Raw genomic sequence first — 19,354 nt, forward strand, 5'->3', positions numbered from 1 at the left:
AAGTATTATTACTTAGTTTTATGCTGTAAACGTAAAATTCCAATGTTATGAATTCAACAAAAGCTACTAAATTAGACCTTTTAAATGTTAAAAGTCTACCGATCCGTACATTTTGGATTACCTCTATTGCCTTTTTCTTATGTTTCTTTGCTTGGTTTGGTATTGTGCCATTTATGCCAGATGTTGTAAAAGATTTAGGTTTAACACCTTCACAAAAGTGGAACTCTATCATACTTGCAGTTTCAGGGACTGTATTTGCTCGTTTATTAATTGGTAAATTATGCGATAAATACGGGCCAAGATTATGTTATTCGTGGTTACTAGTGTTGGGAGCAATTCCAGTAATCTTATTAGGGTTAGTGCAAACACCGCTTCAATTTTTAATCTGTAGATTTTTTATTGGATTTATTGGTGCTTCATTTGTTATTACCCAATTTCATACCTCTATCATGTTTGCCCCAAATATTGTGGGTACTGCAAATGCGACTTCTGCGGGATGGGGAAATTTAGGAGGTGGAGCAAATCGTTTAGGTATGCCTTTAATTGCTGCAGCTGTAGTTGCTTTTGGAGCTGCAGAATCTGAAGCTTGGCGTTACTCTATGGTTGTTGCTGGTGTGGTTTGTTTTCTAATGGGACTTGTATATTACAATTTTACACAAGATACTTTACAAGGGAATTACAAGGATTTAAAAGCAACAGGAGAGATGCCGGTAGCTAAAAAAGATGATGTTGGTTTTTTAGAAGCTATAAAAGATTATCGTGTTTGGATTTTATTTTTAGTTTATGCAGCGTGTTTTGGAATAGAATTGACGGTGTACGGAACTATGGATGATTATCTTCAAAATACGTTTCAATTAGAACGTGTTACTGCTGGTAACATTGTATTGTCTTTCGCTTTAATGAATATTTTTGCTCGAACTTTGGGTGGTTTTTTTGGAGATTTATTTGGGAAATTAAAAGGATTAAGAGGACGCGTTTTATTCTTAGCTACAATTTTAGCCGTAGAAGGAATTGTTTTAGCATTATTCTCTACAGCCACCGGAATTATTTTAGGAATAACATTATTAATTTTGTTTAGCTTATCTGTCCAAATGGCTGAAGGTGCTACATTTTCAGTTGTTCCATTTGTGAATTCTAAAGCTATTGGTTCAATATCTGGAATTGTAGGAGCAGGAGGAAATGTTGGAGCCTTTTTAGCTGCTATTTTATTGAAATCAAAATCTGCTATAGCAGAAAAAGCGGCAATAACGGCTACAGAGGGCATGGGTGCCGAAGCGGTTCAGGCTGCACAATCTGCAGCATCATCTGCAGCAGTATCTAGCGGATTTTTACTTATAGGAATTATTGTAGTTTGTGTTGCAGTAGGCGTACTGGCTATTAAATTCTCTACAGCTACAAACGAAATTGTTGAAAGAGAAATTGAAGAAGATTTAGAAGCCGAAATATTAACACAATCTATTTAAAAAATAAGTCGTCTTAATAGATAGTTTCATTACTTTTAATTGAATAGCTAATATATTTAAAATCTTATTATGCCTCAAAAAGAAATCAAAACAACGTGTTCATACTGTGGTGTTGGCTGTGGTATTATTGTGAAGAAGGACGAATATAATAAGGTTTATGTGGAAGGCGATAAAGATCATCCCGTAAACAGAGGTATGCTATGTTCTAAAGGAATGAATTTACATTATGTTGCTAACGATGTTTCCGATAGGTTACTTTATCCGCAAATGCGATGGAGTAAGTCGCATCCATTAGAGCGTGTTAGTTGGGATACAGCATTAGATCGTGCAGCAAAAGTGTTTAAATCTATTATACAAAAATATGGTCCAGATAGCGTAGGGTTTTATGTGTCTGGCCAATGCTTAACCGAAGAGTATTATCTTGCAAACAAACTAACCAAAGGATTTTTAGGGACAAATAATATAGATACTAATTCTAGATTATGTATGAGTTCTGCTGTTGTCGGTTATAAAAAAACATTTGGTGAAGATTCGGTGCCTATTTCTTATGCAGATATTGAATTAGCCGATTGTTTTTTAATAACCGGTGCAAATCCGGCTTGGTGCCATCCTATACTTTTTAGACGCATAGAGCAACACAAAGAAAAACATCCAGATGTAAAAATTTTGGTTGTAGATCCTAGAAAAACAGATTCTGCAAATTTTGCAGATCTTCATCTTCAAATTTTACCTGGTACAGATGTTATTTTGTATAACGCTATTGGTAGACGTTTAATAGAACGTCGAATGATTGATAAAAATTTCATCAATTCACATACAGAAAATTTCGAAAAATATAAAAAACAAGTCCTTGCTACCTCTTTAAAAGAGGCCGCTAAATTATGTGGCATTACCATTGATGAAATTAAAAAAGCAGCACAAATAATAGGGAGTTCTAAAGCGTTTATTAGTATGTGGGCTATGGGCTTAAACCAAAGTGCTATTGGAACTCATAAAAATTATGCGCTTTTAAATTTATCATTAATTACCGGACAAGTTGGTAAGCCAGGTTCTGGTCCGTTTTCATTAACAGGGCAACCCAATGCTATGGGTGGGCGAGAAGTAGGCGGAATGGCGAATTTATTAGCAGTTCATAAAGATTTATTTAATGCAACACACCGGCAAGAGGTTGCCGATTTTTGGAATGTAGATAAAATTTCAGATAAAGCTGGATATACAGCAACAGAAATGTTTGAAGCGTTAGAATCTGGTAAAATGAAAGCAGTTTGGATTGTTTGTACTAATCCAATGGTTAGTATGCCCAATGCACATAAGGTTGAAAAAGCTTTAAAACACGCTAAGTTTGTTATTGTTCAGGACATATCTAATAGGTCGGATACCCTAGAACATGCCGATATGGTGTTGCCTGCTGCTGCTTGGTTAGAAAAAGAAGGGACGATGACGAATTCTGAACGTCGTATCTCTTATTTACCTAAAGGCATAGAAGCACCCGGCGAAGCTAAACCCGATGTAGAAATCTTATGTGAATTCGCTCAGAAAATGGGATTCGAAGGGTTTAATTATAATTCGACTGCCGAAATTTATCAGGAATACTGCGAGATGACCAAAGGTTCTAATATAGATGTATCGGCATTAAATTACGACCGATTAAAAAATGAAGGCACGTTTCAATGGCCGGTTTCAGAAACAGTAAAAGCAGGCACACCGCGTCTTTTTCAAGATAAAAAATTCTACACACCGTCTCAAAAAGCGATGTTTAATGTGCCTGAATTTGTAAAAAATACATCAGACTTACCTGACGAAACTTATCCTTTAATTTTAACTACGGGACGTGTTCGCGATCAATGGCACACCATGACGAAAACGGGAAAAGTATCCCGATTAAAAACACATTATTCTACACCTGTTTTAGAAATTAGTCAGGTAGACGCCTTCTTAAATAAAATTAAAGATGGCGATGTGGTTGAAGTAACGAGTGCAAAAGGAGTGGTAAGAGTGCGTGCTAAAGTCACCGATGCTGTTAAAAAAGGAGTAGTGTTTTTACCTATGCATTGGGGAAAACAATTACAAAGTGATTTAAACCGTACAAATAATTTAACGCATACCATAGTCGATCCTGTCTCTAAAGAACCGGATTTTAAATATACCCGAGTATCAGTTTCAAAATATAAAAAAGACACAGAAAAAATAATAGTAATAGGAGCAGGAGCCGCCGCTTTTAGGTTTATTCAAAATTATAGAGAGCATAGCGAAACCGATAAAATTGTTGTGTTTTCTAAAGAACGTAATCCGTTTTACAATCGGGTACTACTGCCAGAATATATTACTGAAGAACTAACATGGGAACAACTTAAAAAAATTAAAGAAAAAGAGTTAAGCAAGCTTAAAATAGAGCTATTTTCTAATACTTACATTGTTGAAATAGACCGGGATAATAAATTGGCAACCGATAATCATGGTAATTATCATGCCTACGACAAACTGATTTTGGCTACGGGAAGTAGGGCATTTGTTCCTAATGATGTGCAATTAAATTTACCTGGTAGATTTACGTTACGTTCTAAAGACGATGCAGACCGTTTTAAGGCGTATTTAGATGGAACAAAATTAAAAGCAGAAGACCAACATGTCACTATTGTTGGAGGTGGACTTCTGGGGTTAGAACTGGCGGCAGCTTTAAAACACAGAAATGTAAATACCACTATTATTCAACGCGCTTCTAATTTAATGGAGCGGCAATTAGATCCTATTTCATGTAAACTGTTAGCGAAACACGTACAAGAATTAGGAATTCAGATTTATTTCTCTAATGAAGTTAGTACTGTTTTTGATGACGAAGACACTAATCATGCTTTAAATATTACGCTAAAAAGTGGAAAAACATTTAAATCTAATGCCATTGTTTATGCCATTGGTACGCGTCCAAATATAGAAATTGCAAAGGCCAGCGGTATAGCTTGTGGCCGTGGTATAAAAGTGAATCAGCATTTACAATCGTCTGATTCTAGTGTTTTTGCCATTGGTGAGATTGCCGAGTTTAATAATAATATTTTAGGAATTACCTCTGCAGCAGAAGAGCAAGCTGCGATACTTGCTAATTATTTAGCGGGCGATATTAGCAGTGTGTATAAAGGCTCTGTATCTATGAATATTTTAAAATTTAGCGATTTAGATTTGTGTAGTTTAGGAGATGTATCGGTACCTGAAAATGATAATAGTTATGAAGAAATCATTTTTATGGACATGTCTAAGCGCTACTATAAAAAATGTATTGTTAAAGACGATTTATTGGTTGGTGCGGTATTGATGGGAGATAAAAATGAGTTCGCAGAATTTAAAACGCTTATTGAAAGCAAGGTAGAATTGTCTGATAAACGCGATAAATTATTACGTGGTGCGTCTAACGATAAACCAATGGTTGGAAAATTAGTCTGTTCTTGTAGTCAGGTTGGCGAAGGAAATATTACTGAAGCGATACAAAATGGTTGTACAAATTTCACCGAATTATGTAACCAAACAGGAGCAGGATTAGGTTGTGGAAGTTGTAAAACGGAAGTCAAAGAGATATTAAATAATCATAAAGTTTTAGCATGATGAAAGAGTTATCTAGATTAATAGTAAAAGGCGGTGTTTTATCGCCAGGAGAGTTAAAATCGATTTGTTTAACAGCTGAAGGTTTAGGTTTAGATACAATATCTTTTGGATCGAGGCAAGATATATTAATTTCAGAAAGTGTTGAAACGCAGAAACTAGAAACCATAGATAAACTCCAGGTTGTGCCAGCGCATGGACAAGGTTCTGTAAATATTGTATCGTCTTATGTGAGTGCAGGAATATTCTCAAGTACATCTTGGTTAACTGGAGAGAAGTATTTATACGTCTTAGAGCAGTTTAGAACTCACCCGCAGTTAAAAGTAAATATTACCGACCCTAAACAACGTTTGGTGCCCCTTTTTACAGGGCATCTTAATTTTATAGCTTCAGAACATGAAGATTATTGGTATTTGTATGTGCGTTTACCAGAGTGGGATGAGGCCGAAGTTTACCCTGCATTAATTTATAGTTGGGATATGGCTAAAATCCAGACGACTATTGAAGGGCTTTTACAGGAAGAATTGGAAAGTGTAGAAATGATTTTCGATTTAGTTAGTGATGCTGTCGACACCAATAACAGAACCATAGATAAGCCACTGCAAGTTCCATTTTATCCATTCCCGTATTATGAAGGGATGAATAGAATTGGTAATGATAAATATTGGTTAGGCTTATATTGGAGAAATAATAAGTACGATTTAGAGTTCTTAAAGGCCATGTGCGATTTGTGTTCCGATTGTAAAATTGGTAAAATTTCTATTACGCCTTGGAAATCGTTTATAGTAAAAGATATTCCGAACGAATCTAAACTGATTTGGGAAAAGTTTTTAGGAAAATTCGGAATCAATGTTCGTCATTCCATGTTAGAGTTAAATTGGCATTTACCTGTGGCCAATGAAGAGGCTTTAAAACTTAAAAAGTATTTAGTGTCTAATTTCGACCAAAATGATATAAGTACTTATGGGTTAACATTTGCTATTACTGAAAATGCCAAGAAAGCAAGTTATTTTACATCAATAGTTATCGAAAAGAATGAGCAACCAAAAGCGTTGTCTGAATTTAAAATTAGAGAGACTTATAACTTGTTATATGCAAAAAATTTCGACCCCAACACGAGAGAATATATAACGCATGTACAGGATATAGACCAAGTAGAACTGCCAGGTTTACTTATGGAATTAAGTCAGTTGTATTTTGAGCAATTAGGCACAGAGCGCGATGAAGATAAAATAGTTAAATCAGATTCAGAAAGTGAAGATGTTGAGGTATATCAATGTCAGGATTGTTTAACTATTTATAATGAAGTTTATGGCGACGCCACGCAAGATATTACGCCTAACACTCCGTTTTCAGAATTACCAGAAACTTATGTGTGTTCGCTTTGCGAAGCGCCTAAATCTCAATTTATAAAAACCACACATAAGCAATATGTAGGACAAGATTAGCCTCCAATAGTAATCATACTTCTGTTATTGGTGTGATTCTCTGGTTTGTTTAGTGTTTCAAAATCTGTCATACCTGCACGAACGGCATGTTTCTTATTAATTAAATTAGAGATAAGTGGTTCTATATTTTCACCATGTCTGTAAGCAGCTAAAAGATTGGTTTCTTGGTTAGAGAATAAGCAATTTTTAATATTTCCATTAGCTGTTAATCGGATTCTATTACAGCTGTCGCAAAAAGGATTACTTACCGAACTAATAATACCAAATGTACCTTTAAACCCTTTTATCTGATAATTTCTAGAGGTGAAATTAACCTCGTTTGGTAGTGAAATTAAAGCTTCTGCTCCAAAATGCGAATGGGTTTGTTCTAAAATTTCGGCTTGGGTTACTAATTTCTCTTTGTTCCAATTGTTTCCATCAAAAGGCATAAATTCTATAAAACGTATTGAAATCGGTAAGTGTTTGGTGAATTGTATAAAATCTATGATTTCATCATCATTAAAACCTTTAATCAGAACCACATTCATTTTTACATTAAAACCTTGTTCTAATAAAAGAATGATGTTGTTGTAGGCCGCTTTAAACTGATTTCTTCTGGTAATAAATGTAAATTTATCGGCATCTAAACTGTCTAAACTAACATTAATATCGTATAACCCAAAACGTTTAAAGTCTGCTATAAAACGGTCTACCAATACCGCATTAGTCGTAATGGATAACTTGGTGTTTAAAGTGGATAAGCGTTCAAGAATTTCAGAGAAATCTTTTCTGACTAACGGTTCTCCGCCAGTTAATCTGATTTTTGAAACGCCGTGCTTAACAAAAATAGAGGCGATTTTAAAAAGCTCATCGGCCGTCATTATATTGCTTTTAGGCGTTAGCGGTACACCGTGTTCTGGCATACAATAGGTACAACGTAAATTACATTTTTCGGTTAATGAAAGCCGTAAATACGTGTGTTTTCTGTTAAACGTATCAGTTAATATGTTGGTTTCACTAATCATCTTAATGCTGTTGCCCTCTTAATATTTTAAAAATATGAAGCACGTGAGGGAATACTGCATCCATAGATTCTTTAGCGCCATTTGTAGAGCCTGGTAAAGCCAAAACCAGACAGTTTCCTATGGTTCCTGCTACACTTCTAGATAGCATTGCATACGGCATGCGGTCTTGACCATAACTTCTAATAGCTTCTTCAATACCTGGAATTCTGCGTTCTAAAATGGGCTCTAAAGCTTCAGGGGTAACATCTCTAAAAGATAATCCTGTACCTCCAGTAAATATGATAAGATTATTGATTTCTGATAATTCTAAGGCTTTAGTTCGTATCTGTTCTACTTCATCAGGGATAATATCGTAATTCTGAATGTTAACCGCGTTTGCCTCTAATTTTTCTATAATCGCTTTGCCTGCAAAATCTTCTTTTTTACCTGCCGAAATAGAATCTGAACACACAATCACACTAGCTTTTAAAGCAGATATTTGTTTGGTTTTAAAACTGCTCTTACCACCTTTTTTTTCGATTAATTTTATAGAGCCAATTTCAATTTGTTTGTCAATTGGTTTTAGCATATCGTACATGGTAAGTGCCACAACAGAAGCGCCATGCATGGCTTCTACTTCAACTCCTGTTTTGTAAATGGTTTTTACATTAAATAAAATATGTATGTTTAAACCTTCAATAGTATAAGTAACAGACGTGAATTCTATAGGCAACGGATGACAATCTGGAATTACGGTATGCGTATTTTTTACTGCAAAAAGTCCGGCGGTTTTAGCCATTTCAAAAACATTTCCTTTAGGAACTAAATTTTGCTGTAACGCTTCAATGGTTTCAGGTTTACTTACCGTAACAATAGCAGTTGCTGTTGCGGTGCGTAATGTGTTTATTTTGTGGGTAATGTCTACCATATTATGTAATATTTGTTTTCCATTGGTGAGAATTGTCTTCAAAAATTTCTTTACCAAAAATGGGTACTTTCTTTTTTATAATGTTAACAAGATATTCTGTGGCGGCATATACATCTTTGCTATGTTTGGCAGAAACGAATACAAAAAAACAGAGTTCTCCTGCCTTAACCGTGCCTAAGCTGTGGTAAATATGCATACAGGTTAGGTTAAATGTTTTAAATGCTTTTTCACGTATATCTGCAATCTGTTCTAAAGCCATATCTTCGTAGGCGGTAAAATCTATAGCAGCAACTGTTTTATGGTCTATAACATCTGCACGTACTTGTCCTAAAAAAATATTATGTCCACCAATAGTATGTTTGCTTTGGTGTTTAGCAATAGAATCTGCTATAAAACTAGGTGGTATGGCGCCTTCAATAAAGATATTTTTCATTTTCATTAGTTTGCTTTTAAAGTCAGTTTTTAAAAATAGTTAATCCAAATGCTTTGTTTTATCCGCCTGCAAAAGGAGGTAAAAGTGCAATTTCGTCTTGTAATTGCAGCGTAATATCTTCGGAATCTTGAACGAGTTTGCGGTTTAATGCGACATGAAATGAGTCTGGATTAAACTTGTATTTTATATTTAAATCTTCAAGTAATTCCGATAATTTTACGGCTTTAAAATCAAGTTGCTCTTCATTACATTGGGTGTGTTCGGCTAGCATGCCAAAATATTTTATTGTAATCATTTGTTTTGTTTTTTAGAAACTAATCCTTCGGTAACTTTATTCATTTCGTCTACTTTAGCTTGAAAATCACCTTTTAAGGTTTTTCTGTAGGTGTTTAAGTTTGATACCAATTCAGTAATATCTTCTGGAAGAATTTCTTCAAATAACTGACGTAAACGTTTTGCTGTAGTTGGCGATTTTCCGTTTGTAGAAATGGCGATTTTTACGTGACCTTTGGTGACAATTCCACCTAAATAAAAATCGCATTGGTCTGGTGTGTCTGCAATATTTACAAGAAGATGTTTGGCTTTTGCTTCTTGATTAATTTGAAGATTAACATTTAAATTGTCTGTACAGCCAATAACAAAATGACGTTGTTCTAAATCTGAAATGTCATACGCTTTCTGAATTAAATTTACGTTAGGATGCTGTGCTGCCAAATCTTTAAGTTCGTCTAAAAAATTTATAGAAACCACATCTACATTGGCATTTGGGCTAGATTTTAAAAGAAAACTTAATTTCTCTAAACCAACATTTCCGCCACCTACTATAAGGACGTCTAGCTGATTTACTTTTAAAAATACGGGATATAATTCGTTACGTTCCATGTTATTTTGTTATCGGTTCTATGTCTAAATTTTGATATATAAAATCGTCTTCCATAAATTGTTCATTAAAATAAGTCAGTAAACTTTTATGGCCGTTTACGACTTCTCCGATAATAATAATGGCAGGCGATGAGAGTTGTTTGTCTTGTACTAAATTTATAATATTTGATATGGTGCCAACAGCCTGTTTGGCTTCTTTTTTGGTGCCGTTTTGTATTACAGCTACAGGCATATCAGCCCGTTTGTTCTGTTTGTAAATGGCTACAATTTCGGTAAGTTTAGACATGCCCATTAAAATAACAACTGTGGCTGTAGATTGGGCAGCTAAGGTAATGTCGCTAGAAATTGTACGATTAGAAGTTGTACCTGTAATCACCCAAAAACTCTCAGAAACTTTACGGTGCGTAACAGGAATTCCAACCGAAGCAGGAACGGCTATGGCTGAGGTAATTCCTGGAATAATGGCCGTTTTTATACCAAACCCTTCTAGGTAATCTGTTTCTTCTTTGCCACGACCAAAAACAAAAGGGTCTCCACCTTTTAGTCGTACAACTTTACCGTATTTTTTAGCGTAACTCACTAACAAATCGTTAATCTGGTCTTGTGTGTAACTGTGATTGCCTTTACGTTTTCCTATATATAATTTAACGGCATGTGGTGCATGTTCTAAAATATCTTCATTAACCAAAGCATCGTAGAGTACAGCTTTGGCTTTGTTAAGTGCTTTTACAGCTTTTAAAGTCAGTAAATCTGGGTCTCCTGGACCAGCCCCAACAAGCGTCACTTTAGGTTGAATGTCTGCTTTTTTCATAATTTACGCTGTATTAAAGTTTGTAATTCGGCTTGGGTGTTAATGTTATATAACGCATCAAAATCTCGTGCTGCTACTTGTATGCGATGATACGTAGAAGACTGAATGAGGTGCATTAACTTTAAATGATTCTGCTGAATAGCAACTTCAAAACGTTCTAAATTTTTAGTGCTATACATCCCAATTAAAGGGTAATCTCTAGTACGGTCTGAAACAAAAGCAATGTTAGAATTAATTACTTTTGAATGTATTAAATACCGGTTTATAATATGGGTTGATATCATAGGGATATCGCAACTTAATATTAAATTTTGTTGAGTACTTGTATGTGATAATGCTGTGTGGATACCTCCTACAGGTCCTTTGTTTTTATAAATATCTGCAATCAAAGGATAGTTGTAAACACTATAATCTGTATTTTCTGTAATAAGAAATATCTGATTGGAGATGGGTTTTACGGCCTCTAAAATCCATTCTATAAACGGTTTGTTTTTAAACACAACTAGTCCTTTCTCTGTTTGCATACGAGAACTTTTTCCGCCACAAAGAATATAAACAGATATGTGTTTTTGTATATTCATTAAAACATAAATAATTTAATAGATGCTAAGACCAGTACAAGTGATAGCATATAGGTTAACTTAACATTTGAAAATTTCTGACTACCATATATAGCACCTAATGTACCGCCAACTAATGCAAAAGGAATGAGGTAGAAGGATTCCGTTGGGAAACTGTCGTTTTTTAAAAGAAAACCAACAATACCTGAGAGAGAATTTACAAATATAAATAGTGCAGAAACGGCTGCCGATTCTTTTGTAGTTCCCCAAGCTAAAAGTAAAATTATCGGACTTAATATGATGCCACCTCCAATACCAATCATACCTGAAAACAACCCAATGCCACAGCCAATAACTAATGCAAGGGGCAGGTTTACAGATTTTAGCGTGGTTTGCTCTTTACCAAAAACACCCAAAATACGTAAGACAGCAATGATTAAAAATGCACCTAAAATTTGCTTGTATAAAGTAGTATTAATGGTAAGGTAACCACCAATAAACGCAGCCGGGATAGAAGTTATGGCAAACGGATAAAATAGATTCCATTTAAAATGCTTATTCTTTTTAAAATACCAGAATGAAATACCACTCACAAAAATATTAAGCAAAAGCGCAGTCGGTTTAATTATAGCAATAGGAAATGTAAATAAAGCCATTAATGCTAAGTAACCACTAGCACCACCATGTCCTACCGAAGCGTATAAAAAGGAAATACACACCAGGATGACAGCAAATATTATAAATACATTTGTGCTAAGAAATTCCATTAGTCTCGGGCTTAAATTCGTTGTTTAAAAAGGTTTCACATTTGGTGTTTAATTGTTCAAATTCTGTAATTAGCTGTTTCCCATAAGGCGTTAAAGTGGAGCTACCACCAGATTTTCCTCCAATAGATTTAACTAATATAGGTTGGTCTGCCAATTGTTCTATATCGCGTATTAAGGTCCAAGCTTTTTTATAAGACATATTTAAAGCTTTAGCAGCTGCTGTAATGGAGTGTTTACTTTCTATTTTTTTTAGTAATGCAATTTTGCCGTAACCTAAAAAGGGTTTCCCATCTTTTTCAATCCAAATTCTACTTTTAATTTCCATAGCCATTTAAATTTATACAGGTTACTCTATCTTGAGGTTTTAAGGTTTCTACATTTTCTGGAATAGTGACTAAAACGTTACTAGTCGCAAATGTGTTTAACATTGAGGATTGCTGGTTAGGTAAAATACTTACTTGGCCCGCGTTATAAAAAGCTTTTAAAAATAAAGTCTTGCCAGTCGTGTTCTTAAAATCAGAATTAATTTGGGCTTCTAGTCTTGGTAAATGATAGTCGCTAAAGCCAGAATACTTTTTTAAAAGGGGGAGCACGTACACGTAAAAACAAGTTAACGCAGAAGCGGGATTTCCAGGAAGCGCAAATACAAACTGCTGATCTTTTTTACCAAACCAAAGTGGTTTTCCTGGCTTTTGGTTGATTTTGTAAAAAGTTTCGTCGACAAAATTTTGATTTAATGCTTCTTTTACAAAATCGTAATCTCCAACCGAAATTCCGCCAGATATTAAAAGTACATCCCCATATTCTAGAGCTTTCTTAATTGCTTTTTTAGTGGCTTTTAAAGTGTCTTTGGCCTTAAATGTTTTTACTTTATGTGTCCCAAATCGGTGTAAAGCCATTTGCAACATAACCGAATTACTTTCGTAAATGGCGCCTTCTTTTAAAGGTTTTCCAGGTTTTTGCAATTCATTTCCAGTAACTAAAATAGATACTTTTGGAGGTGAAAATACGTGCACTTCTTTAAAACCTAAACCTGCTAAAAAACCAATACCTCCTTCATTTAATACCATGCCTTTATTTAAAACACAATCCCCTTTTTTTACTTGCTCTCCAATGGGTCTAATATTAGCCCCTTTTTTAGGCATATTGGTAATTAGAAATTTATCATCTATTCTAGAGACGTGTTCTTGCATAACCACCGTATCTGCATTTTCAGGAACTTTGGCACCTGTAAATATACGTGCAGCTTCAGAGTGTTCTAAATGTATAGTGTTAGCATCACCAGCTTTGGATTCGTTAGTAACAGTAAAGGTTTTATTTTCATTCCAAATTAGAGCATATCCATCCATAGCCGATTGTCTGAAATTAGGCATATTTATAGGAGCAATAATATTTTCGGCTAAAACATGGCCTAAAGCTTTTGAAATTTGTAGCTCTTTAATTTGAGGCGTAACCTTAGTCTCGTCTATAATGTTTAAAGCACGTTTAACTGAAATCATATATTTAAGCGTTATGTCTTGCCGAATATAACGAATAAAATAACTCGAAATACAAAAACTAAGTATTTTTACGTAGTTTTTAAGTTTTAGACTTTATTTTGATAATAACATAAAGAATTACAGTTAATTGTGATGAAATGCGTTTTCGAATTACTAAGAAATTCGAATGAGTTAACTCTGCTTACTAATGGATTGTATTTTTACTATTTCAATGTAACTAATGTATGAAGACCTATTCACTGTCTGTAATAATACTTCTCTGTTTTACCATTTTAGTGGTAGATGCGGTGTCGTTTTATTGGTTGCAAGCCATAATTAAACATGTGCCTTCTCAAGAATTAAGGATAGCAATAAATGTAGTGTTTATTGGCATGTCGTTTAGTTTAATACTGGCTATTATAATTTTAAAATTGCGTTTGGATCATATCGATGTAAAGAAAAAACAACGTTTAATTTCATCGTTATATGGAATTACTGTAGCTGCGTTTGTTCCTAAGATTTGCTTTGTGCTATTTGTTAGTCTATCATCGGTTACTAACAGTATATTATCTAACACAGAGTCTGTATATATTGTACCCGTTTTGGGAATAATTGCTTGGGCTTTTCCTTTATCTGCAATATTATATGCCATTTTTAAAGCGGTATATCACTTTAAAATTTATACTATTTCTGTACAGCATGACGATTTACCAAATGCTTTTGATGGTTTACGAATTGTGCATATATCAGATTTACATTTGGGTAGTTTAAATTACCGATACAAAGTGTTAGATAAAGCCATACATATTATTAATACTTTAAAACCCGATATTCTTTGTTTTACAGGCGATTTAATAAATAATTATGCTTGGGAATTAAAAGGGTGGGAAGCGTCTTTTTTAAAATTGTCTCCGGAGATTAAGAAATACGCTGTATTAGGAAATCATGATTATGGTGATTACAGTAAATGGCCTACAAAATTAGAAAAACAAGATAACTTACAACAACTTAAAGCGTTTTATGAAACAATACAGTTTAAATTATTAATGAATACGAATGAGGTTATTGAAATTGATAACGCAAAACTCTATATGGTAGGAGTTGAAAATTGGGGCATGCCTCCGTTTAAGCAATATGGCGATTTAAAGCAAAGTTTAACAGGTATTGAAACTAAAGCGTTTAAGATTTTAATGTCTCATGATCCCACTCATTGGAGTGAAGAAGTAATTAAAAACACAAATATAGCTTTAACATTGTCAGGGCATACACACGGCATGCAAGCAGGATTTCAAACCAAAAATAAGGCCTGGAGTCCCATACAATATAAATATAAACACTGGGCTGGATTGTATAAAGAAAACAATCAGTATTTATATGTTACAAGAGGTTTAGGTTGGTTAGGATTTCCTGGGAGATTAGGTATGCGTCCAGAAATTACTCAGCTTACATTGCACAATTAAGAAGAAAATATATAAAAATTAATCAATAAAAATATAAAATTATGGATATTATGGGAATTTTAGCAGAAGACAAAAATCAGATGACATTAATTTACAATTCGGAAACATCTGTAGGAAAACAAACTTTAGCATATGCCAAGGCATCAGATAAAAAATTAGCGTCTATAGATATTTCTAAGACAAAAGTTACAGGAACACAATGGGCTGATTTAGCATCAAAATTGGATATAAAGATTGCAGACTTAATAGATCAAGAACATACCGATTTTATTAAAAATTTTGGTGATAAAGGGGCGCTTTTAAGTTCTGAAGATTGGATTAAGGTTTTACAAAATCAGCCTGAAGTATTAAAAGGTTGTATTGTAATTAATGGTAAGGAATCTTTAATAATTACTAATCCGTCAGATCTTACTAAGTATTTAGAGTCTAATAGTGCTGGGATAGACGAATAATATTAAGTAGTTTTTAATTTTACATCGTTTAAAAAGGCTTGTAGCTTAATAAGATCATCTGTATTAATAAGTTCTGTATTAATTGATATTGTTTTGGTATCGCTTATTAATTTATATCCAGCAGTAAATGTTTTTATCTGTGTTAGTTCCTGACGTGCAATTTGCTTAGGAAATGGTAATGTTTTTGTAATACCATCCTCTTCAATCACCAAATATGCACCAAAACGCTGTACAAAATATAGTCCTAAATATAATACAGATAGAATAATCCAACCGTAAGTAAGGAAATTAGGGTTGGAATTATCTGTAAAAATAATTTTTAAAATTGCAATTATACCCCAGATTATTCCAGCTATAAGATTCATGTTTAGTTTTCTTTTTTTATAGCGTATTTTTATCATGGGTATAATTTAATTAGTGTTTTAATTTTAAGTGATCTAAATTCACAATTTATAACAAATAGCTAAGTTAGTACTTTTTGCATAAAACTAATTTACACAAATTTTATATGTAATAGAAATTGTTGAGTAGACTTTTTAATTGCAACATCTTTGAAAAAAATGTGAATTTGCCATCATAAATAATTTTAATATGAGCAGTTATTTATAAAGTTTAAGCAGCAACCAAAGTCAATTAAAATGTTTAGTATTATATAGATGATTGCAGTTAAAAGTCATACATGTAGTTACTTTTAAATTTAACTCTTTTTAGAGGTCTTGGCCTAATACTAAATATTTCATTATCAGGTATCGGGTCTTTTAATATTCATTGCTCTTAAATCCGAAAGAACTGTCTGACATGAACTGGATCTGTAGTAAAAAACGAATAATTGAGTTGAATAAAAAAATTAATGAAGTTATTGGGCTTAAATTATAATTGATGAGCGAATATGTTGAAAGTAAAATGTAACCTAAAGAACTTGATAATTATGGAGGGCAATTCTAAAAAGTACGGAGCTAAATCTTTACATAAAACGTATGGGTATCCAGATTATTCTTGTATAAGTATATCTAAATAAGAAGCTCCCAGCATTCCTTCTGATAAAAATATTGAAAGGCAACAATTTAATCAATATTGATGCTTCTGCAGAAATTAATCTGTTTTAGTCTAGTAATAAGATGTTCTAACAATAGATATCCATAATCACCAAACTATTGGTAATAATTTGAAAATATTTTGTGTTAAGTGACAAACATTATTAAAGGCATATTTAAAATTTATAAATCGTTTTTTAAGAAACGAAAGTATTAAAGTGCAGATTTAAAATTATTAATACTTGGTTGACCTCGGGTTGGATAGAATTTGCGATCCTACGAAACACTACAAAAAAATAAACTAACAGTAAATAGTAACAATAGAAAATTTTACTTTAACCATTAAACAGTAGTAATAGAATTAAAGGGTAATTGTGTATAGCTAATACTGGAAGAATACTTAATAATAGATAAATATTCTTTCCTTTAAAAGAATTTAATTTAGAATTATAGAGGTATGAAGGCTTTTGTGAAAATTGTTTTCTGGTATTTACTAGATTAGTTTAAACTAATTGGATACTGTTTCATGATTAGATTCTTTTTTTTACCAGAATAGGTACAACGCATATAATTTATTACTAAATTTTAGGTAAGTTAGAAAAATGAGAGATGTCGGTTTTTGTTAGTTTTATCTGGTTTTGTATTCAGTTTTTATTTGTTAAATTAGTGCGCTTAAAGGCACTGTTTATAATACATACTCAACATAAAAAACACATATTTTATTGTAAAATTTCTTCTCCTAGAATCAAAAAATATACTCAAAACTTAAAAATAATATCCTGAATTTTAATCCAGGAAAACAGCGGATAAAAATTCTGTAAGGAGGAATATACAAGGAACACAAATACGACTCGATTTATGAAAATAAGAACATATAGCGTCTTACTATTAACAATATTCTTTTTTTTTTCATGTAATAATGCTTCAAGTAAAAAAGAGTTTTTACCCAAAGTTAAGATGCCAGTTAATGCTTTTATTCCGCTAAAAGAGGCAGCTGAAATAGAGTATACGATCCATTCTGTTATGCCTGAACAACCTTATGTGTTTACTAACACCTCAACCCAGAACGATGTTTCTATACTAAATCAATTAGATAATACAGAGTTTCATTATTACCAAGGATTAAAATTTAAAAATGATGATTTTGGTGTCCTCGTTGGAGGGACCGGGTTAAGAGTTAGGATTACTAAAAATGGAGGCGAAAATTGGAAAGAAATAAGATTTTCTAGATTTTCTAACGCATTTCAATCGGTTGATTTTTCTGATAAAAATATATTTATTGTAGGTGCCAATCAATATATTTTTAAGAGTAATGACTTTGGTGAAAATTGGAGCGTATTTGATACTAAATATTTTTTTAAAGATGATAATAGTCGGTATCAAACATTTAAATATTATAAGGTTCGTTTTTTTAACTCAAAAATCGGTTTTATTGTTGGGGCACGTAAAAACGAACCTATTATACTAAAAACTTTAAACGGAGGTGAGACTTGGGAACTTATTAAAAATGATACATTATTAAAAGAAGATAAAGGCATTTCGGATATCGCAGTATTTTCTCCCAACGACATAATGATTACAACGCTTTCAGGAAAATGTTATAAAAGTATAAATGGTGGAGTTACTTGGCAATTGCTGTTTTCAAGAACTAATAACGCATTATCTTCTATTGGCTTTTTTAATTCTAGTACTGGTTTTATTGGCGGTTTAAATAATTTATGCATGTATACGAATGATTCTGGTACGTCTTGGAAACCTGTACATATACCATATGGAGAAGTATCAGATATAGGCATTCATGAAGATACTGCTTTTATCACATCTGCTTTTATGGCATTAGAAGAAGCTAAATCATTTGTCTTTAAGGCAGATATAAAGGGAGAAAAGATAGAGCCTTTTCTAACAAAAAAAGACAGCTCTGTATTTTTTAAGGCTGATTCTTATGGCATACAAGTATTAAACGATAATGTTTACATCTTAGATAGAAATAACTTGTATAAAACAAATATAAATTGACATTACTTAATATAATCTTTTTCTAAAAGAAATACTCTATAAGGGGTGGTTGTGAAAATTTTTGTTGTTTATATAGGTGTAAACCTTTTTTAGCATGTTTCAAGTAAAAAGAGATATTAAATGTAATTAATTTATAAAAAAGAAGTAAATAATATTTATCTTATAGCTTATAACTACTAATTATATAGTTATGAGTGGTCAAAATTTAATTTTTAACCTGTAGCTATCTTTACCATATTACGACATAAATTAGTACCCGTAAATTAAAAATCACGTATGTTAAGATTAAAGTTTGTAATACTTTAAAAGCTTTTATGACTGCATTTTAAACTTATTTAAACGAAACTGTTTTTCGTATATTTACAAGAATTAATTTTTACTTAAATATAATTTTTATGTCATTCTATAATAAAATAAAATGGGTTCTTGGTATTCTAATGATTTTTGTTCTAATACTTGCAACAAATTTAATAGATAGAAATAATTTTTTGCGCGTAAAAGAGTCTGTTATTACAATCTATGAAGATAGGTTAGTAGCAAACGACATTATTTTTGAAATGTCTAGAAGTGTTCAGGAAAAAGAAGTTGCAGTTGCAAAATCAGATACTGTTTTCTTTTTAGAGAGAAATAAACAAGCAAACAAAGATATTCAAGAATTAGTTTCAAAGTTTAAAATGACAAAACTAACACTTGATGAGAGTAAGATATTTAATGACTTTTTAGAAAATATTAACTCATTAAAAGAATATGAAACAGCTTATATTCAGTCAAATTTTTCTGAAAAAACATCATTAAATAATCAGATTAGTAATATTAAACAGAACCTTTATGAGTTATCTAAAGTGCAGTTAAATGAAGGTAAGAGGCAAACGTCATTGAGTAAAAAGGCTATTGATTCTGTAGAGCTATTTACTCAAATGGAAATATATATTTTAATCTTTCTGGCAGTTCTAATTCAAATCATAGTTATTTACAGGCCAAAAGAACAGCACTAAATTTTGCGGCAAACTTGTTTTCTTTTATAGTTAACACAGTTCATGGAAAGTTA

The 19,354-nt window shown here is 32.6% G+C and carries 18 protein-coding genes; 7 read left to right on the plus strand and 11 right to left on the minus strand.

Features of this window, described 5'->3' with window-relative positions; translation table 11 throughout:
- The first annotated feature begins 47 nt into the window (after positions 1-47).
- From FNB79_RS07750 to FNB79_RS07760, 3 genes are all read left to right on the plus strand, one after another.
- Positions 48-1,463, plus strand: coding sequence for an MFS transporter (locus tag FNB79_RS07750; protein WP_143380769.1), 1,416 nt, complete (start codon positions 48-50; stop codon positions 1,461-1,463).
- A gap of 69 nt (positions 1,464-1,532) precedes the next feature.
- A complete protein-coding gene (locus FNB79_RS07755) occupies positions 1,533-5,057 on the plus strand; it encodes a nitrate reductase (RefSeq protein WP_143380770.1) in 3,525 nt (1,174 codons plus the stop codon).
- The gene (locus FNB79_RS07760) at positions 5,054-6,502 is read left to right on the plus strand and encodes a rubredoxin (protein WP_143380771.1); all 1,449 of its coding nucleotides are present in this window, start codon (positions 5,054-5,056) and stop codon (positions 6,500-6,502) included. Before FNB79_RS07755 ends, FNB79_RS07760 begins: the two co-directional genes overlap by 4 nt.
- On the opposite strand, the gene moaA is transcribed toward FNB79_RS07760, so the two are convergent.
- The 10 genes from moaA to FNB79_RS07810 are packed head-to-tail and all read right to left on the minus strand — an operon-like array spanning position 6,499 to position 13,365.
- A complete protein-coding gene (gene moaA / locus FNB79_RS07765; RefSeq protein ID WP_143380772.1) occupies positions 6,499-7,506 on the minus strand; it encodes a GTP 3',8-cyclase MoaA in 1,008 nt (335 codons plus the stop codon). The genes FNB79_RS07760 and moaA overlap by 4 nt on opposite strands.
- Before the next feature lies 1 nt (position 7,507).
- The gene (moaCB, locus tag FNB79_RS07770) at positions 7,508-8,413 is read right to left on the minus strand and encodes a bifunctional molybdenum cofactor biosynthesis protein MoaC/MoaB (protein WP_143380773.1); all 906 of its coding nucleotides are present in this window, start codon (positions 8,411-8,413) and stop codon (positions 7,508-7,510) included.
- A 1-nt stretch (position 8,414) separates the two neighbouring features.
- Positions 8,415-8,846: a molybdenum cofactor biosynthesis protein MoaE gene (locus FNB79_RS07775; RefSeq protein WP_143380774.1), complete on the minus strand. Its 432-nt coding sequence runs from the start codon at positions 8,844-8,846 to the stop codon at positions 8,415-8,417.
- A 58-nt stretch (positions 8,847-8,904) separates the two neighbouring features.
- Positions 8,905-9,141, minus strand: coding sequence for a MoaD/ThiS family protein (locus FNB79_RS07780; RefSeq protein WP_143380775.1), 237 nt, complete (start codon positions 9,139-9,141; stop codon positions 8,905-8,907).
- Positions 9,138-9,728 carry a precorrin-2 dehydrogenase/sirohydrochlorin ferrochelatase family protein gene (locus tag FNB79_RS07785; RefSeq protein ID WP_143380776.1) on the minus strand — a complete coding sequence of 197 codons (591 nt, stop codon included), beginning with the start codon at positions 9,726-9,728 and terminating at the stop codon, positions 9,138-9,140. The genes FNB79_RS07780 and FNB79_RS07785 overlap by 4 nt, the downstream gene beginning before the upstream one ends.
- Position 9,729: 1 nt before the next feature.
- A complete protein-coding gene (cobA, locus tag FNB79_RS07790) occupies positions 9,730-10,539 on the minus strand; it encodes a uroporphyrinogen-III C-methyltransferase (protein WP_143380777.1) in 810 nt (269 codons plus the stop codon).
- A complete protein-coding gene (locus tag FNB79_RS07795) occupies positions 10,536-11,120 on the minus strand; it encodes a molybdenum cofactor guanylyltransferase (RefSeq protein WP_143380778.1) in 585 nt (194 codons plus the stop codon). The genes cobA and FNB79_RS07795 overlap by 4 nt, the downstream gene beginning before the upstream one ends.
- Entirely contained in the window at positions 11,120-11,866 is a 747-nt protein-coding gene (locus FNB79_RS07800) for a sulfite exporter TauE/SafE family protein (protein ID WP_143380779.1), read from the minus strand. The genes FNB79_RS07795 and FNB79_RS07800 overlap by 1 nt, the downstream gene beginning before the upstream one ends.
- Positions 11,853-12,191, minus strand: coding sequence for a winged helix-turn-helix domain-containing protein (locus tag FNB79_RS07805; protein ID WP_143380780.1), 339 nt, complete (start codon positions 12,189-12,191; stop codon positions 11,853-11,855). The genes FNB79_RS07800 and FNB79_RS07805 overlap by 14 nt, the downstream gene beginning before the upstream one ends.
- On the minus strand, positions 12,181-13,365 hold the full coding sequence (locus FNB79_RS07810; protein WP_143380781.1) for a molybdopterin molybdotransferase MoeA: 1,185 nt from the start codon (positions 13,363-13,365) through the stop codon (positions 12,181-12,183). The genes FNB79_RS07805 and FNB79_RS07810 overlap by 11 nt, the downstream gene beginning before the upstream one ends.
- Positions 13,366-13,589: 224 nt before the next feature.
- Between FNB79_RS07810 and FNB79_RS07815 the strand changes: the two genes are divergently transcribed.
- The gene (locus FNB79_RS07815; protein ID WP_143380782.1) at positions 13,590-14,804 is read left to right on the plus strand and encodes a metallophosphoesterase; all 1,215 of its coding nucleotides are present in this window, start codon (positions 13,590-13,592) and stop codon (positions 14,802-14,804) included.
- A 50-nt stretch (positions 14,805-14,854) separates the two neighbouring features.
- A complete protein-coding gene (locus FNB79_RS07820; RefSeq protein WP_143380783.1) occupies positions 14,855-15,256 on the plus strand; it encodes an arsenate reductase family protein in 402 nt (133 codons plus the stop codon).
- A gap of 2 nt (positions 15,257-15,258) precedes the next feature.
- Here FNB79_RS07820 and FNB79_RS07825 read toward each other — a convergent pair whose 3' ends face one another.
- Complete coding sequence (locus FNB79_RS07825) at positions 15,259-15,621, minus strand: hypothetical protein (protein ID WP_143380784.1); 363 nt, start codon at positions 15,619-15,621, stop codon at positions 15,259-15,261.
- A 1,527-nt stretch (positions 15,622-17,148) separates the two neighbouring features.
- Between FNB79_RS07825 and FNB79_RS07830 the strand changes: the two genes are divergently transcribed.
- Positions 17,149-18,306: a WD40/YVTN/BNR-like repeat-containing protein gene (locus tag FNB79_RS07830; RefSeq protein ID WP_143380785.1), complete on the plus strand. Its 1,158-nt coding sequence runs from the start codon at positions 17,149-17,151 to the stop codon at positions 18,304-18,306.
- A 395-nt stretch (positions 18,307-18,701) separates the two neighbouring features.
- Positions 18,702-19,301, plus strand: coding sequence for an MCP four helix bundle domain-containing protein (locus tag FNB79_RS07835; RefSeq protein ID WP_143380786.1), 600 nt, complete (start codon positions 18,702-18,704; stop codon positions 19,299-19,301).
- Positions 19,302-19,354 lie beyond the last annotated feature (53 nt).

It is taken from the genome of Formosa sediminum, assembly GCF_007197735.1.
Lineage (GTDB): Bacteria > Bacteroidota > Bacteroidia > Flavobacteriales > Flavobacteriaceae > Formosa > Formosa sediminum.

Bases quoted from the DNA above. Each gene is read 5' to 3' on its own strand.
- FNB79_RS07750 (WP_143380769.1), top strand. From the start codon at position 48: ATGAATTCAACAAAAGCTACTAAATTAGACCTTTTAAATGTTAAAAGT.
- FNB79_RS07755 (WP_143380770.1), top strand. From the start codon at position 1,533: ATGCCTCAAAAAGAAATCAAAACAACGTGTTCATACTGTGGTGTTGGC.
- FNB79_RS07760 (WP_143380771.1), top strand. From the start codon at position 5,054: ATGATGAAAGAGTTATCTAGATTAATAGTAAAAGGCGGTGTTTTATCG.
- moaA (WP_143380772.1), bottom strand. From the start codon at position 7,506: ATGATTAGTGAAACCAACATATTAACTGATACGTTTAACAGAAAACAC.
- moaCB (WP_143380773.1), bottom strand. From the start codon at position 8,413: ATGGTAGACATTACCCACAAAATAAACACATTACGCACCGCAACAGCA.
- FNB79_RS07775 (WP_143380774.1), bottom strand. From the start codon at position 8,846: ATGAAAAATATCTTTATTGAAGGCGCCATACCACCTAGTTTTATAGCA.
- FNB79_RS07780 (WP_143380775.1), bottom strand. From the start codon at position 9,141: ATGATTACAATAAAATATTTTGGCATGCTAGCCGAACACACCCAATGT.
- FNB79_RS07785 (WP_143380776.1), bottom strand. From the start codon at position 9,728: ATGGAACGTAACGAATTATATCCCGTATTTTTAAAAGTAAATCAGCTA.
- cobA (WP_143380777.1), bottom strand. From the start codon at position 10,539: ATGAAAAAAGCAGACATTCAACCTAAAGTGACGCTTGTTGGGGCTGGT.
- FNB79_RS07795 (WP_143380778.1), bottom strand. From the start codon at position 11,120: ATGAATATACAAAAACACATATCTGTTTATATTCTTTGTGGCGGAAAA.
- FNB79_RS07800 (WP_143380779.1), bottom strand. From the start codon at position 11,866: ATGGAATTTCTTAGCACAAATGTATTTATAATATTTGCTGTCATCCTG.
- FNB79_RS07805 (WP_143380780.1), bottom strand. From the start codon at position 12,191: ATGGAAATTAAAAGTAGAATTTGGATTGAAAAAGATGGGAAACCCTTT.
- FNB79_RS07810 (WP_143380781.1), bottom strand. From the start codon at position 13,365: ATGATTTCAGTTAAACGTGCTTTAAACATTATAGACGAGACTAAGGTT.
- FNB79_RS07815 (WP_143380782.1), top strand. From the start codon at position 13,590: ATGAAGACCTATTCACTGTCTGTAATAATACTTCTCTGTTTTACCATT.
- FNB79_RS07820 (WP_143380783.1), top strand. From the start codon at position 14,855: ATGGGAATTTTAGCAGAAGACAAAAATCAGATGACATTAATTTACAAT.
- FNB79_RS07825 (WP_143380784.1), bottom strand. From the start codon at position 15,621: ATGAATCTTATAGCTGGAATAATCTGGGGTATAATTGCAATTTTAAAA.
- FNB79_RS07830 (WP_143380785.1), top strand. From the start codon at position 17,149: ATGAAAATAAGAACATATAGCGTCTTACTATTAACAATATTCTTTTTT.
- FNB79_RS07835 (WP_143380786.1), top strand. From the start codon at position 18,702: ATGTCATTCTATAATAAAATAAAATGGGTTCTTGGTATTCTAATGATT.